The 22,356-nt window shown below is 69.0% G+C and carries 16 protein-coding genes and 1 tRNA gene; 2 read left to right on the plus strand and 15 right to left on the minus strand.

What is annotated here, in order from left to right:
- Positions 1–61 precede the first annotated feature (61 nt).
- The 11 genes from BP68_RS17895 to BP68_RS17945 form a co-directional block, all read right to left on the minus strand.
- Positions 62–1,642: an arylsulfatase gene (locus BP68_RS17895; RefSeq protein WP_496374281.1), complete on the minus strand. Its 1,581-nt coding sequence runs from the start codon at positions 1,640–1,642 to the stop codon at positions 62–64.
- Between the two features lie 316 nt (positions 1,643–1,958).
- Positions 1,959–2,034, minus strand: a tRNA-Thr gene (locus BP68_RS17900).
- 11 nt (positions 2,035–2,045) lie between these two features.
- On the minus strand, positions 2,046–3,053 hold the full coding sequence (locus tag BP68_RS17905; RefSeq protein ID WP_496374283.1) for a class 1 fructose-bisphosphatase: 1,008 nt from the start codon (positions 3,051–3,053) through the stop codon (positions 2,046–2,048).
- 15 nt (positions 3,054–3,068) lie between these two features.
- On the minus strand, positions 3,069–5,777 hold the full coding sequence (pepN, locus tag BP68_RS17910; RefSeq protein ID WP_496374325.1) for an aminopeptidase N: 2,709 nt from the start codon (positions 5,775–5,777) through the stop codon (positions 3,069–3,071).
- Positions 5,778–5,816: 39 nt separating this feature from the next.
- Positions 5,817–6,921, minus strand: a protein-coding gene (prfB, locus tag BP68_RS17915) for a peptide chain release factor 2 (RefSeq protein WP_496374285.1) whose coding sequence is annotated in 2 segments (ribosomal slippage) — positions 5,817–6,839 and positions 6,841–6,921 — 1,104 coding nt in all. Because the reading frame shifts where the segments join, the coding sequence is not laid out codon by codon here.
- A gap of 289 nt (positions 6,922–7,210) precedes the next feature.
- Positions 7,211–7,756, minus strand: a complete 546-nt coding sequence (locus BP68_RS17920; RefSeq protein WP_496374287.1) for a phage tail protein — start codon at positions 7,754–7,756, stop codon at positions 7,211–7,213.
- 98 nt (positions 7,757–7,854) lie between these two features.
- Positions 7,855–8,478, minus strand: coding sequence for a phage tail protein (locus BP68_RS17925; RefSeq protein ID WP_496374289.1), 624 nt, complete (start codon positions 8,476–8,478; stop codon positions 7,855–7,857).
- Positions 8,479–8,486: 8 nt separating this feature from the next.
- Positions 8,487–9,107, minus strand: coding sequence for a phage tail protein (locus BP68_RS17930; RefSeq protein WP_496374291.1), 621 nt, complete (start codon positions 9,105–9,107; stop codon positions 8,487–8,489).
- Positions 9,108–9,109: 2 nt separating this feature from the next.
- Entirely contained in the window at positions 9,110–9,991 is an 882-nt protein-coding gene (locus tag BP68_RS17935; protein ID WP_496374293.1) for a DUF7151 family protein, read from the minus strand.
- Positions 9,992–10,014: 23 nt separating this feature from the next.
- Complete coding sequence (locus BP68_RS17940; RefSeq protein ID WP_496374295.1) at positions 10,015–10,527, minus strand: IPTL-CTERM sorting domain-containing protein; 513 nt, start codon at positions 10,525–10,527, stop codon at positions 10,015–10,017.
- A 298-nt stretch (positions 10,528–10,825) separates the two neighbouring features.
- The gene (locus tag BP68_RS17945; protein ID WP_496374297.1) at positions 10,826–12,910 is read right to left on the minus strand and encodes an Lcl C-terminal domain-containing protein; all 2,085 of its coding nucleotides are present in this window, start codon (positions 12,908–12,910) and stop codon (positions 10,826–10,828) included.
- 220 nt (positions 12,911–13,130) lie between these two features.
- Between BP68_RS17945 and BP68_RS17950 the strand changes: the two genes are divergently transcribed.
- Positions 13,131–13,769, plus strand: a complete 639-nt coding sequence (locus tag BP68_RS17950; RefSeq protein ID WP_496374299.1) for a response regulator — start codon at positions 13,131–13,133, stop codon at positions 13,767–13,769.
- A complete protein-coding gene (locus tag BP68_RS17955; RefSeq protein WP_496374301.1) occupies positions 13,756–15,558 on the plus strand; it encodes a hybrid sensor histidine kinase/response regulator in 1,803 nt (600 codons plus the stop codon). Before BP68_RS17950 ends, BP68_RS17955 begins: the two co-directional genes overlap by 14 nt.
- Positions 15,559–15,897: 339 nt before the next feature.
- Here the strand turns inward: BP68_RS17955 and BP68_RS17960 are convergent, their stop codons facing one another.
- The 4 genes from BP68_RS17960 to BP68_RS17975 form a co-directional block, all read right to left on the minus strand.
- A complete protein-coding gene (locus tag BP68_RS17960; protein ID WP_496374303.1) occupies positions 15,898–16,380 on the minus strand; it encodes a DUF4124 domain-containing protein in 483 nt (160 codons plus the stop codon).
- 97 nt (positions 16,381–16,477) lie between these two features.
- Positions 16,478–18,571 carry a clostripain-related cysteine peptidase gene (locus BP68_RS17965; protein ID WP_496374305.1) on the minus strand — a complete coding sequence of 698 codons (2,094 nt, stop codon included), beginning with the start codon at positions 18,569–18,571 and terminating at the stop codon, positions 16,478–16,480.
- Positions 18,572–18,647: 76 nt separating this feature from the next.
- Positions 18,648–20,006 carry a hypothetical protein gene (locus BP68_RS17970; RefSeq protein ID WP_496374307.1) on the minus strand — a complete coding sequence of 453 codons (1,359 nt, stop codon included), beginning with the start codon at positions 20,004–20,006 and terminating at the stop codon, positions 18,648–18,650.
- A gap of 46 nt (positions 20,007–20,052) precedes the next feature.
- Entirely contained in the window at positions 20,053–22,287 is a 2,235-nt protein-coding gene (locus BP68_RS17975) for a prolyl oligopeptidase family serine peptidase (RefSeq protein WP_496374309.1), read from the minus strand.
- Positions 22,288–22,356 lie beyond the last annotated feature (69 nt).

Below are 22,356 nucleotides of genomic sequence, written 5' to 3' on the forward strand. Positions count from 1 at the left end.
TCGGGCGCGGAAAAACGCCAACCTGCGGCGACCATTGCCGTCGCCGGTTCGGCGTCGAAGCTCAGTCCATGCCCTTCTGCAGGAAGTCGCCGACCAGGTTGGACATATCGAAAGTCTTGCCGCCCTGAACCGGCGGGTAGTCCTTGAGCGTCGTCAGGTGCTGGCCGACCAGTTGACCCATCGGCTGCATCAGCCAGCTGACCTTCTGCAGCAGGTGACCGTAGGAGTCCTTGTTGTCGTAGGTTTCGAAAGGGTCCATGCGCAGGTTGAACACCAGGGGCACCGTGCGCGGAACGACGTTGGCGTAGTAGTCTTCCTTGGTCGAGAAGTGCCACTTCCACGGGCCCATGCGCACTGCGGTGAGCTTGCTTTCGTAGTAGTAGAAAAGGTGGTCGCGCGCCGACTCCTCGCTCTTGCCCGTCCAGTAGGGGACGTTGTTCACCCCGTCGATGTACTGCTTCTTCTCCTTCTTCATCTTCTCGGTGACGTTATCCACGCCCGCCGCCGTGGCCAGCGATGTGAACATGTCCATGTGCGACTGGATGCCGGTCTTGATCTGGCCCGGCTGGACGACGCCCGGCCACTTGAGCATCGAGATCACGCGCACGCCGCCCTCGTAGGTGGTCATCTTCTCGCCGCGGAAGGGCGTCGTCGCGCCATGCGGCCAGGAGGAATGCTCGGGGCCATTGTCGGTCGAGTACCAGATGATGGTGTTTTCATCGAGGCCGTTGTCCTTGAGGAATTGCAGCACGCCCTTGATGTCGCTGTCGTGTTGCAGCATGCCGCTACCGTGGTAGTCGGCTTCCGAGGTGTATTTCTCGGCCGCGTAGCGCCACTTGTCGTTGAGGCGGGTGTAGAGGTGCATGCGGCTGGTGTTGAGCCAGACAAAGAAAGGCTTGCCGCTCTTCTGGGCCTGCTTCATGAAGGTCTCGGCGCGCGGGATCACTTCGCTGCCGTCGAAATCCTTCATTCGTTCCTGGGTCAGTTGCCCGGTGTCGGTGCACTTCTGCTTGCCGACCTGGCCGAAGCGCGGGTCAACGGTGCCGTCGTTGGAACCCGAGGCCACGCAGTGCAGCACGCCGCGCGTGCCGAAGCGCTTCTCGTAGGCTTCGAGGCTGCCGGAGAACTTCTTGCCGAAGGCCTGGTAGTCGCGCTGCTCCGCCTCTTCCTGCGTGTTGAGGTGATAGAGGTTGCCGAAGAACTCGTCGAAGCCGTGTACCGTCGGCAGGTGCTCGTTGCGGTCGCCGAGGTGGTTTTTGCCGAAGTGGCCGGTCGAGTAGCCGGCGCCCTTGAGCACCTCGGCCAGGCTCGGCGAGGCAGCTTGCAGACCGAGCGAGTCGCCCGGCTGGCCGACGGTGGTCATCCCCGAACGGATCGGGTACTGGCCGGTGATGAACGCGGCGCGGCCGGCGGTCGAGCTCGGCTGGGCGTAGTGGTCGGTGAAACGGATGCCCTGCAGGCCGATGCTGTCGATGGCTGGGGTGGTGTAGCCCATCGTGCCCATGCCGTAGGCGCTGACGTTCTGCCAGCCGATGTCGTCGCCCCAGATGACCAGGATGTTGGGCTGCTTGTCGGCGGCTGCGACCGATGATGCAGCCGCAAGTCCGGCCACGATGGACATTGCCAGGATGCTTTTCTTCATGTTGGCCTCCATGGCACGGATGTGCCGGCTCATGAAGGGGAGCGCAGGGCATTTTTTTACCACGCGCGAAAGTCATCCTGCAACCATGATTCATGTGCCGATCAGCTTTATTTGCGATGCTTTTCGGTCACAGTTGCGCGCACGCCCATCGCCGTGCGCCGGCGTCGACAACGGGGCGTGTCTGCCATGAGTCGCCGACGAGGCCTCTTTCTTTGCAGGGCGCCTGCTTCGTTACAGAAAATTCGCGTGGCGGCGGTATGGCTTAGAAAAAGAAAAACCCCGCTATTGTGTTGATAGCGGGGTTTTTTTGCTTTCTTGGTGCCGGAGAGATGAATCGAACACCCGACCTTCTCATTACGAATGAGCTGCTCTACCGACTGAGCTACACCGGCGAAGAATTGAATTATATACCGGAGTGATAGCTTGTCACACGATCCACTTCATTTTTTGATCCGAGGATCACGCTCACGCGCTCATGCAGCTGGGTGGGCTGAAGGTCCAGGATGCGCTGCTTGCCGTTGGTGGCGGCGCCGCCGGCCTGTTCGACCAGCCAGCCCATGGGGTTGGCCTCGTACATCAGGCGCAGCTTGCCGGGCTTGTGCGGCTCCCGCTTGTCCCAGGGGTACATGAAGATGCCGCCGCGCATGAGGATGCGGTGCACGTCGGCCACCATGCTGGCGATCCAGCGCATGTTGAAGTCCTTCTCGCGCGGACCTTCCTTGCCGGCCAGGCATTCGTCGATGTAGCGCTTCACGGGGGCGTCCCAGTGGCGCATGTTGCTCATGTTGATGGCGAATTCCTTGGTGTCCTCGGGGATGCGGATGTTCTCGCGCGTCAGGACGAACGAGCCTTGCTCGCGGTCCAGGGTGAACATGGCCACGCCGTCGCCGACCGTGAGCACCAGCGTGGTCTGCGGGCCATAGATGCAGTAGCCGGCCGCCACCTGCTGCGAGCCGGGCTGCAGGAAGTCGCTGTCCAGCACGCCGGGGTGGCCCTCGGGCTTCTTCAGCACGCTGAAGATGGTGCCGATGGAGACATTCACGTCGATGTTGGAGGAGCCGTCCAGCGGGTCGAACATCAGCAGGTACTCGCCCTGCGGATAGCGGTTGGGCACCACGTAGATGCCTTCCATTTCCTCGCTGGCCATGGCCGCCAGGTGGCCGCCCCATTCGTTGGCTTCGATCAGCGTTTCGTTGGCGATGATGTCCAGCTTCTTCTGCACTTCGCCCTGCACGTTCTCGCTGCCGGCGGTGCCCATCACGTCGCCCAGTTCGCCCTTGTTCACGGCGAAGCTGATGCGCTTGCAGGCGCGCGCCACCACTTCGAGCAGCAGGCGCAGCTGGGGCGGGATGCGGCCATCCACGCGCTGTTGCTCAACAAGGTAGCGGGTGAGGCTGATGCGTTCGGTCATGGGTGGGGTCTTTCTTTAATCGGCGAGTGCGCGCGTGACGACTTCACGCACGTCGTTGGACAGGTCGGGCTTGGCGGCAACGCGGGCAATGGCCTCGCGCGCCGCGGTGCGGTAGGGCTCGGCCAGCTTCTTCCAGCGGTCCAGCGCCCGCGCCAGGCGTGCGGCCATCTGCGGGTTGAGGCTGTCGAGCTCCAGCACGCGGTCGGCCCAGAAGACATAGCCGGCCGCGTCGGCGCGGTGAAAGCCGCCGGGGTTGGCGTTGCAGTAGCTGAAGATCACGCTGCGCGCGCGGTTGGGGTTCTTGATGTGGAAGTCCGCATGCTTCATGAGCTGGCGCACGGCCGGCAGCGTGTTGCCGCCGCGGTCGGGCGCGCCGGCCTGCAGCGCGAACCACTTGTCGAGCACCAGCGCATCGTCCTTGTACATGGCGTGAAAGCGCGCCAGCGCGGGCGTGGCCAGCTCATGGCCGCTGGTGACCAGCGCGGCCAGCGCGTTGATGCGGTCGGTCATGTTGCCCGCATCCTTGAAGCGCTGGTAGGTCTTGCCCGGCCACACGGCATCGCCGCTGGCGTGCGCCGCCTGGCACAGCATGGACAGCGCCAGCCCGGCCAGCGCGCGGCGGCCGGCAGATGCCGCGTCCGGGCGGTAGCCGCCGGTGGCCTGGTGCTCCTCCCAGGCCCAGACCCAGTCGGCCTGCAGCGCCACCGCCAGTTGCTGGCGCAGGGCCTCGCGCACGGCGTGCACGCGCTGCGGGTCCACCACGTCGAGCTGTTCGGCGATGTAGGCCTCGGACGGCAGGGTGAGCACCAGCTCCTTGAAGGCCGCGTCCAGCGTGGGGTGGCGCAGCACGTTGCGCATGGCCTGTACCAGGGCATCCGGCAGGATGTTTTGGTCGATTTGGCCGTTGGCGCCCGTGGATACTGCGCTGTCAGCTATTGCATTGATAGCAATGCGCAGCATCAGGCGCTGGCCGGCCTCCCAGCGGTTGAAGGCGTCGCCGTCGTGCGCCAGCAGGGTGAGCAGCTCGGCATCGGTGTAGTCGCACTCCAGGACCACCGGCGCGCTGAAGGAGCGCAGCAGCGAGGGCACGGGCGCGCTGGCGACATCGACGAAGGTCAGCGTCATGCTCGGCTCGGTCAGCACCACGGTGCGTTCCGGTGCGCCGGGCGCGGCCTCGCCTTCCAGCTGCAAGGGCAGGGCGCTGCCGTCGGCGCCCAGCAGGCCCAGCGCCACGGGGATCACGAAGGGCTGCTTGTCCGGCTGGCCCGGCGTGGCCGGGCAGCTTTGCGACAGCGTGAGCGTGTAGCGGCGTGCCTGCGCGTCGTACTGGCCCACGGCCCGCACCTGCGGCGTGCCGGCCTGGCTGTACCAGCGCTTGAACTGGTCGAGGCGCTGGGCCAGCTCGCTGCCGGGGTTGGCATCGGCCATGGCCTGGGTGAAGTCGTCGCAGGTCACGGCCTGGCCGTCGTGGCGCTCGAAGTACAGCTGCATGCCCTTGGCGAAGCCCTCGCGGCCCACCAGGTTGTGCTGCATGCGCACCACTTCCGCACCCTTTTCGTAGATGGTGACGGTGTAGAAGTTGTTGATCTCGACATAGCTGTCGGGCCGCACCGGGTGGGCCATGGGGCCGGCGTCCTCGGGGAACTGCACGGTGCGCAGCACGCGCACGTCCTCGATGCGCTTGACGGCGCGCGCCGAGGGGCTGCCCGCCATGTCCATGCTGAATTCCTGGTCGCGGAACACCGTCAGGCCTTCCTTCAGCGACAGCTGGAACCAGTCGCGGCAGGTGACGCGGTTGCCCGTCCAGTTGTGGAAGTACTCGTGGCCCACCACGCTTTCGATGTTGGCAAAGTCCACGTCGGTCGCGGTGGACTGGCTGGCCAGCACGTACTTGGTGTTGAAGATGTTCAGGCCCTTGTTCTCCATGGCGCCCATGTTGAAGTCGCTGGTGGCGACGATCATGAAGCGGTCCAGGTCCAGGCTGAGGCCGAAGCGCGCCTCGTCCCAGGCCACGCTGGCCATCAGCGAATTCATGGCGTGCTCGGTCTTGCCCAGGTCGCCCGGGCGCACGTAGACCTGCAGCAGGTGGTCGCGCCCCGCGCGGCTCTTGATCTTCTGCTCGCGCGCCACCAGCTTGCCGGCCACCAGGGCGAACAGGTAGCTGGGCTTCTTGTGCGGGTCCACCCACTTGGCGAAGTGGCGGCCGTCCTCCAGCTCGCCGCTGTCCACCATGTTGCCGTTGCTCAGCAGCACCGGGTACTGCGCCTTGCTGGCGCGCAGGGTGACGGTGTAGCTGGCCATCACGTCCGGGCGGTCCAGGAAGTAGGTGATGCGCCTAAAGCCCTCGGCCTCGCACTGCGTGAAGAACCTGTCGCCGCTCACGTACAGGCCCGACAGCTGGGTGTTCTTGGCCGGTGCGCAGGTGGTGAAGATCTCCAGCGCGAAGGGCTCGGCGCCCTCGGGCAGGTTCTCCAGCACCAGCTGCCCGCCGTCCAGCTTGAACGAGGTGCCCGCGCCGTTGACCATCACCCGGGCCAGGTTCAGCTCCTCGCCATCCAGGCGCAGCGGCTGGGCCGGCACGTCCGGGTTGCGGCGCACGCGCAGGCGGCTCAGCACGCGCGTCTTGGCCGGGTCCAGGTCAAAGGTGAGATCCACCGTGTCGATCCAGAACGCGGGGGGCGCGTAGTCGGCACGGTAAATGGCGGGGGCTTGTCCTTCTCTCATCATGGCGATGGGCTTTCCAGTCTGTACGGGCGCGGGTGCTTACACGCCCTGTTTGAGCGAGGCTTCGATGAACACGTCCAGGTCGCCGTCCAGCACCTTCTGGGTGGCGGAGACCTCGACGTTGGTGCGCAGATCCTTGATGCGGCTGTTGTCCAGCACGTAGCTGCGGATCTGGTGGCCCCAGCCCACGTCGGTCTTGGTGTCCTCGAGCTTTTGCTGCTCTTCCATGCGCTTTTGCATCTCGTGCTCGTAGAGCTTGGAGCGCAGGCGCTGCCAGGCCACGTCGCGGTTGCTGTGCTGGCTGCGGCCGTCCTGGCACTGCACCACGATGCCGGTGGGCATGTGCGTCAGGCGCACGGCCGAGTCCGTCTTGTTGATGTGCTGGCCGCCGGCGCCGGAGGCGCGGTAGGTGTCGGTGCGCACGTCGGACGGGTTGATGTCGATCTGGATCGAATCGTCGATCTCGGGATAGACGAACAGCGACGCGAACGAGGTGTGGCGCCCGCCCGAGCTGTCGAACGGGCTCTTGCGCACCAGGCGGTGCACGCCGGTCTCGGTGCGCAGCAGGCCGTAGGCGTACTCGCCCTCGATGTGGATGGTGGCGCTCTTGAGGCCGGCCACGTCGCCGGGGGTCTCTTCGTCCACCGTGGCCTTGAAGCCCTTGCGCTCGGCGTACTTCAGGTACTGGCGCAGCAGCATGCCGGCCCAGTCGCAGGCCTCGGTGCCGCCGGCGCCGGCCTGGATGTCGATGTAGCAGTTGAGCGGGTCGGCCTCCTTGCTGAACATGCGGCGGAACTCCAGCTCCTCCACCAGCAGGCGCAGCTTGTCGGTCTCGGCCTCGATGGTGGCCAGGCCGGTTTCATCGCCCTCGTCCTTGCTCATCTCGTACAGCTCGGCGTTGTCGGCCAGCTCGGTGGTGAGCTTTTGCAGCGTCAGCACCACGGCATCGAGCGACTTCTTTTCCTTGCCCAGCTCCTGGGCCTTCTTGGGGTCGTTCCAGACGGCCGGGTCTTCCAGCGAGGCGTTTACCGTGCGCAGGCGTTCGTACTTGGCATCGTAGTCAAAGATACCTCCGTAGCTCTTGCGTCCGCTCGGTCAGGTCTTCGAGGGTGGTGCCGATGAGGTTGATGTGTTCTGCGTCCATGGTCGATACGTCCTGTGTGTTCTGAATGAAATAGCAGGCGATTTTCTCATGGAGCCCGTTGCGCCGCGGGGCAGAGGCCCTGGCGGCAGGCCGGTGCACCCGGGCGGCGCGGCCGCCGGCCCCGCGGCGCCCCTGCCGTGGGGCCGGGCGGGGGTCGGCAGGACGGCCGGCACGGCCCCTCGCCCCACGGCGCCGGACTAGGTGCGGGGATGGAGTTTAGGTGCTCGTGTGCTATTGATTTAATAGCTTCTTGCGCTTTGTGGGAAAGCGCTGAAGGCTGTTTTTGCCATTAATTGCTCGAGGGGAACACCCCCGCCGTGGACACGCACCAGGTGATGGCCAGGTAGGGGTCGCGCGTGGCGAAGGGCTGGTAGCCGCCGGCGGGGGCGGTGGGCAGCGTGGTGTCGGCGGCGGCGGCGTCCCCATACAGGCCGGCGTTCTGTGCCTGGGCCAGCCGGGCGCCCGCCGTGGGCGTGGCGTGGGTGGCCGGGGCAGTCGTGGCGATGAGCTCGTGCGTGTGCGCGGGCATCTGTGTGGTGGTGAGCGTGGTGGACTCCTGCCCGCCCTGCTGCCCGCGCCAATAGGATTCACCCTGCGGGCTGACGCCCTGGCCCAGCGGCGTGCGCCCGCGCAGGTCGGGCAGGGCGAAGTTGGTTCGGCCGTCGCCGCCGTAGGTGGTGCCCGTCAGCGTGAACAGCGCTTGGTTGGTGTTGACTGCCAGAAGGCGCCCATCGGCCGGCGCCCAGCCCCTGGGGCAGTAGCCAAAGGCGAAGGCGCGCATTTCGCTGATGAAGGGCTGTTGCGCCTGCGCGCCGCCGCAGGCGGCCAGCGCCATGGCGGCCAGCGCGGCAGCGCGCGCTCTGCGTGAAACGCTATTGAAAAAGTATCTGTTTGCGCAGTATGTACGGGCGCTTTGCAGGTTTTTCATGCTGTTCAGTTCTGCGAAGGATAGAGGCCGTTGATGGCAATGCACCACTGCATGGCGAGGTAGGGGCTGCGCACGCTGAACGCCTGCTGCCCGCCGCTGGCGCCGGTGGCCTGCAGGTGCGCGGCCGGGCCCGCGCTGGCGTAGGCTCCGCCGTTTTGCGCCGCGGCCGGCACGCGGCCCGGCGCCGGCGTGGCGTGGGCGGCGGGCTGGGTGCTGGCGGGCAGGCTGTGGATGTGGGCGGGCAGGTGGTTGGCGGTCAGTGTCGTGTGTTCGACGCCGCCGCTCTGGCCCAGGCTCTTCGTCGGCACGCCAGGGCCGGTGCCTGTTCCCACCGCCGTGCGCCCGCGCAGGTCGGGCAGGCGGAAGGTGGTCTGGCCGTCGCCGCCGTAGGTGGTACCAAGCAGCGCGAACAGCAGGTCGTGGTCGGCGATGTTCATCGTCCGCCCGTCGGCCGGCAGCCAGTTCAGGGGGCAATAGTTGCCGCCGAACAGCATCAGCTCGCCGATGTAGGGCTCAGCGCCGCTGGCCCGGGCGGCGGGTGAGGCGCACAGGGCGGCGCAGAGCGCCGTGGACAGTGCCGCCAGCCGCGCGGCCGGGCGGCGCAGGGGGGCAGGGGGGGGCAGGGGCATGGACGGGTTCATGGGCGTAGAGGAAAGATGCCGTAGAGGGCAATGCACCAGGTGATGGTCACGTAGGGGCTCATGGTCGGCACGGGCGTGGGCGTGTTCTGGCCCGCCGGGCTGCTTTGGGCCAGCGTGACCGGGGTGGTGCTGCCGGCGTAGATTCCGGCGTTCTGCGCCTGGGCCAGCGTGCGCCCATTGCCTGGCGCGGCGTGGGTGGCGGCAGCAGGGGCGGCGCCCCCGTGGCTGTGGGCGGGCAGGTGCGACTGTGTCAGCGTGGTCCAGGCGCTGCCGCCTGCCTCGCCCTGGCTCAGTTCCGTGAGCCCGGGGCCCTGGCCCATGCCCACCGCCGCGCGCCCGCGCAGGTCGGGCAGGCCGAAGGTGGTCTTGCCATCGCCGCCATAGGCGGTGCCGAGGAGGGAATACAGTGCCGAATAGGGAGCGATGGGCAGAATTTGCCCCGCGGCCTCCTCCCAGTCCCTGGGGCATACGCTCCCGCCCTTGCCGGCCATGGGCATGAGCGCGCCGATGAAGGGGTCGAACCCTTCGGCCTGGGCCGGTGCGCAGGCCGCCAGCAGGGCCAGGCCGGCGCCGAGGGCCGCCGTGCGGGCGAAAGAGGGGGTGTGCAGCCGGGCCATGGTCAGCGCGCCAGCATGAAGCAGATGCGGCCGATGGTCTCGCCGCCCGCGTCCAGCCACCCCGGGATGAAGGTGAGGCCGGTGTCCACATCGCCGCCCGTGGTGATGGCCAGCGCGCGCCCGGTGCTGGTGCGCGCGTCCAGCATCAGTGTGTAGCTGCCCGCGCCCAGGGCGGGGGCGAAGGTGACGGTGTAGACGCCAGCGTTCAGCGCGGCGGTATAGCCGCTGCCGCTGGTGACAGAGGCGTTGGCCTGGAAGCAGCCGTGGCGCACCTCGGCCAGCCCGGTCACGCCGCCCGCGCCCGCGGGGCCCTGAGGGCCCTGCGGCCCGTCAAGGCCCCGCGGCCCCTGCGGGCCGTTGCACACGTACCGGGTCAGCGCGGCGTTCACCTCGCCCGTGTCCAGCGTGCCGTTGCCGTTGGCGTCCAGGCCCCACTGCATGCGCACGCCGCCCGTGGCGCAGTTGGCGCCGGCCGGCTCCGTCGTGGTGGCGACCAGGGCGGGCTTGCCGTCGGCGCCCGGAGTGCCTGGAGCCCCTGGAGCGCCCGGGGCTCCGGCCGAGCCCGTGGTGCCGGCGGGGCCGGCCGGCCCCTGGGGGCCTTGGGGCCCCTGCGGCCCGGCCAGCGCGGCGGGGTCGCAGCGGCCCAGGACGCCGCCGGCGTCATGGCACACGGCGGTGGTCAGCGTGGCGGCCGTGCCCGGCAGGCCCGGGACCTGCACCGCGCCGGAGGGCTCCACGCGCAGCGCGGGGGCGCCCGCGTCGGTGTTGATCACCACGGCGCTGCCCGTGGCGGGCGTGAAGCTCATGTCGGTGGCCCCGGCGGGCAGGGCCGCCACAAGCGCCGTCAACAGGGCGGCCGCCGGAATGCAATGGGTGCGGGTCATGGGAAAGCGTCCTATCAAAGAAATCAAACGGAGGGGCGGGGGCGGCGCGTGGCGGCCGGGGCCCTCAGGCGCCGCAGGCCCGCCAGAGCGGCCAGTGCAGACAGCAGCAGTAGCCCCCATTCGCCCAGCGTGGGGATGGCATGCGGGCCCCCGGCGCCGCCCGGGCCGGGAGGGGCGGTCAGCGGTATCGGACCGGCCTTGCCCACCACCGGACAGCCGGGGCTGGGCTGGCGCGTCACGCCGCCGCTGGTGGCCGTGACGGTGCCTGCGTTGATCCACTGCTGGGCCAACTGCACTTGCCCGCTGTCGATCTGCAGCTGAGCGCCGGCAGCGGTGGCCACGTCGCGCGCGGCCACCAGGGTGCCGCCGCCCAGGGTCAGGGTGCCGCTGGACTGTACATTCACACAGCCCATGCTGGCCGTGCCGCCGCCCAGATGGGCGCTGGCGCCCGCTGGCAGCACCCAGTCGGCGCGCGCCGCCGTGCAGGCCAGCGCCAGGGCCGCCAGGCACAGGGGCTTGCTCAGGAAAACAGGCATCGAGGATCGCATTGAGGTAGGGCGGTTGGTGGGGTGAGGGTGGGCGGCTGCTCTTGGTTCGATAGCGTTCGCCGGCTGCTGGGCAGGTTTTGCGCAGCAGCGCGGTGGGCATCGACGCGCTGGACGTGGATCGTAAGCAGTTGCGGCTTTTTGCAACATCCCTGAAATTGGGTAATTTTCGTTGGTTTGCGCACACTCACATCCCCTGGGGGCGGTGCGCTGCCGCGGCCGTGCCGCAATCGGGGTCTTTTTAGGTAAAAAACGGCTGCGGGCGTTATTCATAAAGCGCGGATAGCTATTACTTTGGTAGCGTTTTGCGGCGCGCCACCATGCCCGTGCAGGCGGCGATCAGCGTCAGCCAGGCCAGGCCCCAGGCGCCCAGGGCGGGGATGGCCTGGGCGCCGGCCGGCGGCGCAGCCAGCAGCACGGGCATGCCGGGGTCGGAGATCTGGCGGTCGGCCGCGCCGTCGTCGTCGCCCGCGCCGCCGTCCGTCAGCGTGAACGACACGCTCAGGCCGTCGGGCGCGAACTGCGCGCCCGGCAGGGCGTACCAGTGCGGCTGCTGGCAGGCCGCGCCGCTGCAGTTCAGGCCGTCGGGGCTGGGGCCGTACTTCAGATAGACGGCGCCCGCGGGCACGGGGGCGCTGTAGCGCACCGTGACGCGGGCCTGCGGCGCCGTGCCGCCGGTCAGCGCCAGCCGCAGGGGCCGCAAGGCGCTGCGTGCGCCCGCAGGCAGCGGGGCCGGCAGATTGGCGTCGACGCCGGCCGTTGCCAGGCTCCAGCCGTTGTTGCCGGCCGCATCGGGCAGGTCGAGCGACGCGCGCAGGCCGGTGTCGCCCGTGGGCGCCCACGGCGCGGCGCAGGCCCGGGCCGTGCCGCCGTGTTCGCCCGCGCAGTCCCAGGTGTACTGGCCGCCGCTCGACAGCATGCCGCCGGGTTGGCCCGTGCGGCACAGGTCCGCCGTGGGGGGCGTGAGGCGGGCCTGGCCCTGCGCCGGGCCGCAGTCGCCATCCACGGGGGGCGGGACAAAGCGCACGCTCACCGTGCAGTCCGCCTGGATGGGCGCGGTGGTGAACACCGCCCCCGCCAGGGTGCCGCCGCAGCCGCTGGCCGATGCCAGCACCTGGCCCGCCGCCGGCGCCAGCGTGAACTGCGTGGTCTGGCCGTAGGCCACGGCCTGGGCGGTGGCGGGCGTGACCGTGCCGCTGCCCGTCACCACGGGTGTGACCCGGTACTGGCGCGGGGCGCTGCACAGCTGCGCACCGCCGCCGTACAGGCCCGCGCAGGTCCAGGCGAAGTCGGCGGCGCTGCTGCCCACGCTGCCGGCCGCACCCGCGCTGCACAGCTGTGCGCCGGGGGGCGTGAGGGTGGGTGTACCGGCGTCGGTGCCGCAGGCGCCATCCACCCGGTCGTGCGCGGCGACGATGAACGTGGCCGTGGTCTCCTGCAGGGCGGTGGATTCGCCGCCGTCGCTGGTGGCGTTGCTCTGCGTGCCCGTGGTCTGGCCGCTGCGCAGGGTGAGCGTGGCGGCATGGCTGGTGCCCAGGGCGGCCGGGGCGGTGAGGCGCACGGTGAGCGTGTCGCCGCTGCGCACGATGGCCTGGGTGAGCCAGCCGCCCGCGCCGTTGATCTGGAACTGGGGGCCGCCCGCGCCTGCGATGCGCGCGCCGCCCCAGGCCTGGCCGGCGGTGTCGCTGGGGGCGATGGCGAGGGGCGCGAAGGAGACGGAGGCACCGGGCTCGGCGTTCTGGGCGTGGGTGGGCGCCAGGGGCGCGAACGCCTGGCCCCCGCGCACGAGGCGGGTCGGGTAGGAGTCGCTGCGCTGGTAGCCGCTGAAGTCGTGGCCGCCCCTGAAAACCACCAGCCACGCGTACTGGGCGGCGTAATAGGCGTGGGGCGAGCCGGACCAGGTGCGGACCGAGGGGGTGTCGGGAAACACCACGCGGTTGACCTTGGGGTCGTCGCTGCAGTCGGTCGTGATGCCCAGAAGCTCGTTCTTGTAGGCCATGCGCCAGCCGCCGCTGACGAGCAGGTTCTGGCTCAGGCCGGCGTTGATGCCCCAGCTGGACTGGCCGACAAAGGTCTTGGGCACGAGCCGGTCGGCGTCGGCCCAGCCGTTCCAGCTCTTGGCCGTGCCCGTGCCGCTGCACTGTCCGCCGTTCCATGCTGCGCCTTCCAGGCAGCGTTTCCACACCAGGCCCGTGGCCCAGTGCATGGCCGTATCGCCGTCGAGGAGGTAGTTGTCGCTGTGGTTGGCGGCCGTGGCCGGGTCGCTGCCGCAGGTTTCCTGGGCCTGGGCCACGGCGCACGCCAGACTGGCGGCGGCCATGGCCGCGACCAGGCGGGCTGGCGCTGCGGCGTGCGGCGGTGGAGTTGGGGACATGATTTTGCTATTTTATTGATAGCTAATGACGCTTTGCTGTCAAGCGCTAAGCGGCATTTTTGCTTGTTTTTTGCGCGGGCCGGTCATGGCGCCGGCAACGGCGCGCATGGAGGGCTTCCCTCTCTTGTGTGGGTGGGAAAAGTCTAGAAACAGGGCGGGCGCGCGTCCATCGCACAAATGGACTAGGCGCGGGCAGTGCGCCGTGCGCAATACTCGGCCCATGCCTGCCCACCTGCTTCTCGTGGATGACCACACGCTGTTTCGCACCGGCCTGCGCCTGATCGTGCAGGACCATCCCGGCGTGGGCCTGATCACCGAGGCCGGCTCCGTCGCCCAGGCCTGCGCTTTGCCGCGGCGCGACGTGGCGCTGGTGCTGCTGGACATCCAGATGCCGGGCATGAACGGGCTCGACGGCCTGCGCCCGCTGCGCGAGACCTTTGCCCAGGCGCGCATCGTGCTGGTGTCGGCCAGCGTGGCGCCCGACGCGGTGCGGGAGGCGCGCGCGCGCGGGGCGGACGGCTTTCTGCCCAAGTCCGCGAGCGGCGAGGACATCCTGGAGGCCATCAGCCTGGCGCTGGCGGGCCTGCCCTGCTTTCCCGCCGCCGGCACGCCCGCGCCCCCGATGGCGGGGCAGCCGGCCCCCAGCCTCACGGCGCGCCAGCTGGATGTGCTGGGCCTGCTGTGCGAGGGCAAGCCCAACAAGGTGATTGCGCGCGACCTGGGCCTGAGCGAGAACACCGTGCGCGTGCATGTGGCGGCGATCTTTGCCCAACTGGGCGTGAACAGCCGCAGCGCCGCCCTGCTGGCGGCCCAGCGCCTGGGGCTGGTGGACTGGTCTGCCTCCGATGCGCCTTACTGACCTGCTGCGCGGGCTGGCCGCCGACTGGCATGGCGCCTGGCGCGAGGCCCTGCGCTGGGAGCGCGACGAGGTGCTGGCCGAGCAGGTGGCGCTGCTGCGGCGCAACTTCCCGATGACGCTGTGGGCGTCGCTGATCACCTCGGTGGGCACGGTGTGGATCATGTCGCTGGCGGTGCCGCTGGCGCCCATGCTGTGGTGGCTGGCCTCGCACGGGGCGGTGGTGGCCGGGGTCTATCTTGCGCTGCGCGGGCTGCCGCGCGCGCACCTGGAGCGGCGCAGCGACGCGCGGCGGCTCATGGTCTGCATGACGGCCATGGGAATGACGTGGGGCTCGCTGGGCGGCGTGGCGCTGTGGCACGGCAGCGGCACGGCCGCCGTGGTGTACGCCATCGGCATCCTGAGCACCGTGTCCTCGGGCGCGCTGGGGCTGGGGGCGCCGCTGCTGCGCGGCTACATGGCCTACCTGACCTGCACCATCGCCGGCGTGCTGATCGCCCTGGGCGTGGTGGGCGGCCCCATCGCCTTGCCGGGCTGCGTGTTGCTGGCGGTGTACTACCTGCTGACCAGCCTGCATGCGCGCAACCTGGCACAGGCCGCGCGCCACAGCATCGAGCTCAAGCTCGACAACGAGCGCCTGGTGGTGCAGCTGCGCGCCCAGACGCAGCGCGCGGTGCAGGCCCTGGGCGCGGCCGAGCAGGCCAACCAGGAGAAGTCGCGCTTTCTCGCGGCGGCCAGCCATGACCTGCGCCAGCCGCTGCACGCCATGGGCCTGTTCCTGGACACCCTGGCGCGCAGCCCCATGACGGCGCAGCAGGCCGCCGTGCTGGGCCATGCGCGCACGGCCTCCGGCGCGGCGTCGGAGATGCTGACCACGCTGCTCGATTACTCGCGCCTGGAGGCGGGCGTGGTGAAGGCGCAGGAGGCGCCGTTCGCGGTGCAGGCCTTGCTGGGCGCGCTGGAGCAGGAGTTCGGCGCGCAGGCCGATGCCGCTTCCCTGGTCTACCGCACGCGCGAGACCACCGCCGCGGCGCTGGCCGACAAGGCGCTGGTCGATCTGGTGATGCGCAACTTCATCTCCAACGCCTTGCGCTACACGCGCGCGGGCGGCCTGCTCATCGCCTGCCGCGAGCGGGGCGGGCGGCTGGCGCTGGAGGTGTGGGACACGGGCCGCGGCATCGCGCCGGAGCACCTGGAGGACATCTTCAAGGAGTTCCACCAGCTGGACAACCCCGAGCGCGACCGGCGCAAGGGCCTGGGGCTGGGCCTGGCCATCGTGCAGCGCCTGGCCCAGGCCATGCACACGCAGGTGGAGGTGCGCTCGCGGCGCGGGCGTGGTTCGGTGTTCCGGCTGTGGCTCACGCCCTGGCATGGCGCGCTGATCGACGAGGCCCCCGTGCCCGAGCAGGACGCCGCTAGCCTGCGGGGGCTGAAGGTGCTGGTCATCGACGATGACGCGGCCGTGCTGCTGGGCATGCAGTCCCTGCTCACCAGCTGGGGCTGCCGCTGCCTGTGCGCGGAATCGTCCGCCGATGCCCTGGCGCGGCTGCACAACATGCCCGCGCCCGATGTGATCGTGACCGACTTCCGGCTGCGCCACGGGGAAACCGGCAAGCAGGCGCTGCAGGCCCTGCGCGCGCGCCTGCAGCGGCATGTGCCCGCCATCATCATGACGGGCGACACCTCGCCGCAGCGCCTGCGCGATGCGCAGTCCACGGCGGCGCGGCTGCTGCACAAGCCGGTATCCACCCGCCAGCTGCGGGCCGCGCTGGTGGAGCAGGGCGCCGCGTAACCGCGCGCCGGCCAGGCCGGGGCGTGAAGGAGTGGGCGCAAATGCACGGACACCAGGGATACCCTGGCCGGATGGCGTGCCCTACCATGCCGCCGCTCGCTGTACGCCATATCCCGCGCCGCTCCTGCCGCAGTGCAACCAGGACCCTAGCGCCGACAGCAGCACGCCCCATTCGCCCAGGATGAGGTTGATGTGTTCTGCGTCCCTGATGGTGCCCTGTGTTTTCTTGCTGAATAACCCGCGATTTTTTATGGCGCAGCTGTGGCGCTGCCGCTTGGCGTCGGCCGCGCCGAGGAAAGTGCCCGGCCCGCCATGGCGTTGCGGGCGTTCGGGAAGAAATTACGGCGCAGCCCGGAGTGCGTGCAACTCTCGCTCCAACGCCTCCAACTGTGCCCGCAGCTCCCGGGACTTGCTGTCGCAGAGGGTCGCAGTCGCTTGCATCTCGGTCGAGATCGACTGCTCCAGCGTGGCGCCGGCCAGGTTGTTGGCGGCGAGGCGCTTGCGGCCCGCCAGCGCCGCCTGCTGCGATTCGCATTGGCGCTGGTGGTTGCCGATCGCCGCGCGTGCGTCGGGCACGCCGCGGTTTTCCAGATAGGACCTGCGCTGCCACTTCTCGCCGAACACGCCCTCCTTGGCCGCGGCCGGCGTGGCGCCTGTCCGCGGGGCGCTGCCGCTTGCCGGACGCACCTCGATCTTTTCGCCCTGGCCCGCGCAAGGCGCATCCTGGAACACGGTCTTGCCATCCGCCTCTTTACATTTGTGGATGGCCCACGCGGGTGCCAGCGCGGCCAGTGCACACGCTGCGATTGCTTGCTTCATCATGCTTGCTCCTGAACGGCGGTCTGCCCGTTGTTCCTGCTTTTTTGGCTGCTAGCCATTGTCTGTAAAGCGCTGGCAGCTCTCATCTTGATAGTTTCAGTCAGTCCATGGTGAAGCTCAGCGGCTGCGAGAACCCCATCCCGCCCGCAAGGTCGGTGACGGACAGGATCAGCGTGTGCTCGCCCGCCGCCAGCGGCGCGGGGCGCAGGGCGCTGTCCAGCCGCATGGTGACGGGTGCACCGAAGGCGATGGCCAGGCCGCCGCCGGGTTCCTGCACGGGGGTCTGCTTTTGCACGTCGTACAGGATGTGGATGGGCTCGACGATGTCGCCCTCGTAGATGTCGCGGTCCACGCGGTCGGGCGGGGCGTCGGCGTCGGCGAAGTCGATGTCCCGCGCGCCGATGATTTCGCCCTCCAGGTCCCCGGTGGATGGGTTGGACTCGCAGCGCAGCATGAGCAGGACGATGCGCGCGGCGTTCTGGTTGTGGCGGCTTTGCAGGCGCACGGGCGCGCCCAGCAGCAGGGCGTCGAGCTCGCCGTCCGCGTCCACCTGATGGCTCAGGGTGTAGAGCAGCAAGGGCTGGCCGCCGAGCTGAAACCATTCCTCCAGGTCGTAGAACACCCGGCCATTGCCCTGGCCGATGTCGCGGTGGATGGCGGAGATGAGGGGCGTGGTGCCGGTGACCTTGACCACATTGGCGCCGTGCCCGCTCACGGGCTGCACCTGCAACAGGTCGGCCAGCCGCACGCCGTATTGCGAGCTGATGTCGGCCATGAGGACACTGCTGCTGCGCATTTGCAGCGGCGCGACGTGGACGGCCGAGGGCGCTTGCTGCGCCTGCTGGGTGTGGCGTTCGATCAGGCCCAGGTACCCGGCGGGCATGGCGAAGGGCTGGTACACGCTGCGGTGCAGCGCGCTGCGCGGGCGCAGGGGGAAGAAGATGCTCAGGCCGTGGGCGCTTTGCGCCTGGGGGCCGGTGACGTTGACGACGATGGCGTCTTGCAAGGCCTGGTCCAGCGCGGCCTGGGCCGTGGTGGCAATGCCGTCGGCGGCGAGCAGGGCGGCGAACTGGCGCAGGTCGATCAGGTCGAGATCCTCCTTGCCGGCCGGACTATCGCCGAAGGTGAAGGTGCGCAGGCGCGCCATGGCGACTTGCTTCCAGCGCTCGACAGTGGCATCGGTGGCGGTATCGGTGGGGGCGGGCGCCGTATCGCCAGCGGCCTTCGCCATGGGCCGGGGCGGGCGGAGCTGGGGCGGCCAAAAGAGGGTGCCGCCTGCTTTCGCCGACTGGGTGCCGCTGTCGTAGTAAGCGTGCACGGCGCGGGCCCATTGGTCCAGCCGCTCCAGCAAAGTGGGGATGCGCGCCATGTCGATGATGCTGAAGGTGGTGGCGTCCAGCAGCAGCGGCGCGATGCTGCCGGGTGGCAGGGCGCGCAGTTGCTTGTCGCGGAAGGCGGTGGCCACCACCTGACCGAACTCGGGCAGGCTGAGGGCGGGCTGGCGCGAGGCGGTTTCAACCACGGCCTTCCAGTCCCAGCCCGAGCCGGGCTCCAGCTCTTGCGATGCGCCCAGGTAGTGGGCGCAGGGCTGCAGGATCTTGGCCACTTCCACCGTGGCCATCAGGCAGGCGTCGAAGCCAAGGTAGTCGAGCGTGACGCCCGTGGCGGCCTGCGCGCCTTGCAGCGCGGCGGCCATGACGGGCATGGACATGAGGCGCGGGCCGTCCGGAAAGTTTTCGTCGTGGCCAAAGCCGCCGTAGCCCGAGCCGTGGTCCCACATCATCAGCATGGTGCGCTCGGCGGGGTAGGCGCGCACGGCCCAGGTCACGAAGTCTTGCAGCGTGCGGCCTTCGTTCATATTGCGCGCGCCCAGGTCGGCCAGCTCCTTGAGCTTGCCGTCCGCCAGCTCGAAGCGCTTGACGGTCTTCCAACTGGTGACCAGGCCCTTCGGGTCCACCTTGTCGGCGCCGCCTGTGGTGATGACGATCCGGGTGGTGGCCGAGCCTTGCGCGGCCAGCATCTCCAGCAGGTTCCGGGTGCCTGCGCTGCCCTGGCTCTCCAGGTCGGAGCCGAGCAGGTAGACCATCAGCGTGGTGCGGTGCGGGTTGGTGTCGCTGCCGCCGCCGCAGGCGCTGAGGCCCCCGGCGAGCAGGGCGGTGGCGAGCAGGTGGCGGCGGGAAAGGGAGGGGGGCATGTGGGGCTTCTTGGTAGGTTCGATGAACAAGGGCTTTGGCGCCGGATTGCGCCGCCCGGGCGGCGCAATCACTTACTTAGCGGGCGAGCTTGAACCCGTCCTTGCCGTGCACGGTGAACTTGGTCTGGATGCGGTCGGAGGTGATGTTCCCCGAGACGGTCATGTCCGCCACGATCTCCGCGTACGGCAGCGCGTCGTCGCGGGCGCCCAGGTTGCTGGGGTTGGTAACGTAGGCCGAGAGGTTCACCTTCTGGCCGGCGAAGGCCCAGATGCTGGGCGTCTCCAGCTGCACGCTGGGAATCCACTGGCCCTTGTGGCTGGCGTGCTGGGCCTGGTGGGTGCCGGAAACGTGCATTTCCACCTTCGCCCAGTCCTTGATGCATTTCGACAGCACCTTGGTGCAGATCACGATCTTGCGGGTTCCGCTGGATGCCAGCTTGGCGTATTCGTAGCTCAGGGGGTCTTTGTCGCTGGCCGAGAGGATGGAGGTGCGCGCCGCGCCGGTGTCGACGTCGATGCTGGGGCGGTTTTCCTTGATGACCTGCCAGGTGAATTTGGCGATCTCGAGCTTGAGCTTGGCGGCCTCGACGGCGGCCGTCATGGCGGCGGTGGCGGGGTCCGCGGCCTTGGCCTGCGCGCTTTTTGGCGCAGGCTCGTTCAGGTAGCGGCTGATGAGATCGCACAGACCCGGCACCTGGGGGTGCGACGCCTTGCAGGCCGAGGCGGCCTTCGGTAGGGCGTCATCACCCTGCAGGTTCTGCTGGCGGATGCGCAAGCCCTGCAGGCTGTCGCGGCGCGCCGCGACCAGCGCCAGAAAGTCCGGCCACTGCATGTCAAAGCTGCCCAGCACGGCCAGCAGCTCGCTCTGGTTGGCCTGCGCGGCCTGCAGCCAGTCCCTCACGTCCTGCTCGGCGCGGTCGTCGAAAGAGACGACCTTGGCTTCGTCGATGGCGGCATAGAAGTTGATGAAGCCCGCCATGTCCAGGCCCGACTGGCGGAAATCCGCCATCACCTCATCCAGCGGCATGTCCTGGTCAAGCACGTCCTCCCAGGCGGAGCGGGTGGACTTGTACCCGCCCCGCTGCATCGCATGCGTGAGAAACGATGCGAGGAAGGCCTCGGCGTCCAGCTCCAGCCGGTCCAGTTCGGTCTGGCCCCCGGTGACGGGCAGGGTGGCGGTGGCGCCCGGCATCAGGGTGGAGTCGGCGGGGTTGTCGATGAGCTGGCCGGTCGCGGTGACGCCGAAGATCTTGCGGGTGGCTTCGGAGAGGAGTGCATCGTTCGCGTCGTAGACCTGCACGGCGTACTGATCGCCGATCTTCATCGTGTCGTCGTTGTCGGCACTGCTGCTGCCGCCGCCGCAGCCGGCCAGCGTGGCCATGGCGGCTAGCGCCAGGGCGGTGAGGGGCGCGCGTCGTGTAGGGGTGGGGTGCATGGGGATCTCCTGGTGGTTTTGGGGATTTCAGCGCCGGATCAGGCGCTCAGGGGGCGGCATGGCGTGCCGTGGTGTGATGGAAGAACGCAGTCCACAGGAAGCTCAGGTACTGCAGGCGGTTGCTTTGCAGGGAGTGGCCGTCCTTGGCGAAGGCGTAGAGCAGGTAGGGCTGGGTGCCCGTGGCGGTGTTTTGCAGCGTGGCGGCGTACTTGTAGCTGTGTCCCGGCATGACCCGGCCGTCCGCCTTGCCGGTAAAGACGTAGGTGGGCGGGTAGTCCCTGGCCTGGATGTTGTGCAGGGGCGAGAGGCGCATCAGGTTTTCGAACTGGGCCTGGTCGGTGGCCTGACCGTAGTCGCCGTGCCAGCTGAAGCCCGACGTGAACTGGTCGTAGCGCAGCAGGTCCAGCACACCCACGGTGGGGAAGACGACGGCGAACAGGTCCGGGCGCTGCAGGCCGAGCACGGCGGTGCTCAGACCGCCGTTGGACTCGCCCTGCAGGGCCAGCTTGCCCGGCTGCGTCAGGCCGGCGGTAATCAGGTGTTCGGCCGCCGCCGCGACGTCGTCATAGGTGTTTTGCTTGTTGAGCAGGCGCCCGGCATCCCACCAGGCGGAGCCGAACTCGGCGCCCCCACGCACCTGCGCCACGGCGTAGATGCCGCCGCGCTCCAGCAGGGGAAGGTATTTGGTGTCGAAGGCGGGAAGCATGGGGGCATTGAATCCGCCATAGACGTACAGCATGGTGGGCGCGTCGCCCCGTGGTTGAAGGCCCTTCTTGTGCGCGATGTAGACGGGGAAGGAGGTGCCGTCCTTGCTGATGGCCGTCAGGCGTCGGATCTCGTATTGGCTGGGGTCGTAGCCTGCCCAGCTCATGGTCGGTCCCTGCACACTTTGGTGCGCCGCCGGGTCGTACTTGTAGGACGTATGGGGCTGCGTCAGCGATGAGTACGCATAGCGCAGCACGCCGTCGTGCTCGTCGCATCGCATCTGGATGCTGCCTTCGCCGGGCAGGGCGATCTCATGCCTGCCGCCGCTGCCGTAGTGGAACAGCCGGCTGCTGCCCTGGACCAGGTGCTCGGCGTAGTAGTCGTCGCCGCAGCCGATGACGGTGTTGACGTATTCGACCGTTCCGGGGGCGCTGTTGGGCAGGATCTCGCGCCAGTTTTCGGGTGCCGGGTGGTTGAGATCGACCTCGATCAGGCGATGGAGCGCCGCGCCTTGCGAGGTGAGGACCAGCAGCTTGTCCGGGTCCTGCCCGCTGATTGCGCGCGGCTCGAAGGAGCGGCCCTGTGCGCGGGCGTCGAGGATCAGCTCTGCGCTGTTCTGGGGGTGCGCCAGGTCAATGCGCCCCAGGGCCAAGGAGCCACCGGTGGAAACGACGTAGTACAGGCGGCCCTTGTGGACGAAGGCCGGCAGTAGCCGCTCGAACTGCGCGCCGCGCAGCCAGGCTTCGGCAGGCTGGCCGGAGAAGCGCCGGTGGTACAGCGTCTGGTGGGTGTGCGGCGAGACGTGGGGGTGGGTGGTGGAGCGGGGCGAGGAATAGGCCACCCCCTGGTCCGTCAGCGCGAATGCCCCGCTGTCGATGTGGGGGATGCTCAGAATCGGGCCGCCGGCGGGCCGCTGCAGGTCGACGACGTGCAGCTCGGCGAGGTCGGCGTAGTTGCGCACCATGGCATAAGCCAGGTAACGGCCGTCCTCGGAGACCTGGTGGTTCAGCAGCTGGATGTGGTCGTCCGGCTCGATGCGCAGCGCGTCGGCCTTTAGCAGTACCCGGCCCTGCCCCGTGGCCTGGGCACTGTCCGCCACGTAGATGGCGTTGTCGGCCGAGACGAAGGCGGGCGCCGGGCCGGGCCGCATCGAGTCCTGCCGCAACTGCAGCTTTTGGACCTGGTAGTAGTACTTGCCGCCCTTGGCCTGCACGCCCTGGATGCGCTGCTCTGCTGCGCTTGCGCCGCCCCGCTTTTCGGCCATGGGGGCGTCCAGGGCCGCCACGCGGGCGGACAGTGTGGCGTAGTCCGGCAGGGCGGTGATGTGCCCGTTCGTCAGCTGGTTTTGCGCGCGCACCCAGTCGTCGGTCTCCATGCTGGTGATGTCCTCCAGCCAGCGGTAGGGATCGGCGACGGTGCGGCCGAAGTGCGTCTCGGCGTCCGTGCCGCTGCGGGTCTGGGGGTAGGCCAGGCGGGACGGCTCGGGAGCCGGGCTGCCGCCGCCCCCGCCCCCGCCGCAGGCGGCAAGGGCGGCGGCCGCCGCGAGGGTGCACAGGAGGCTGCGTATGGCTGGCATGGGGAGGTTTTTCACTATAAAAAAAGAAGCTGATTGCGCTTGTATGACAAGGCCTTCAGCCTTGTTTTA

Source organism: Diaphorobacter oryzae DSM 22780, assembly GCF_059568935.1.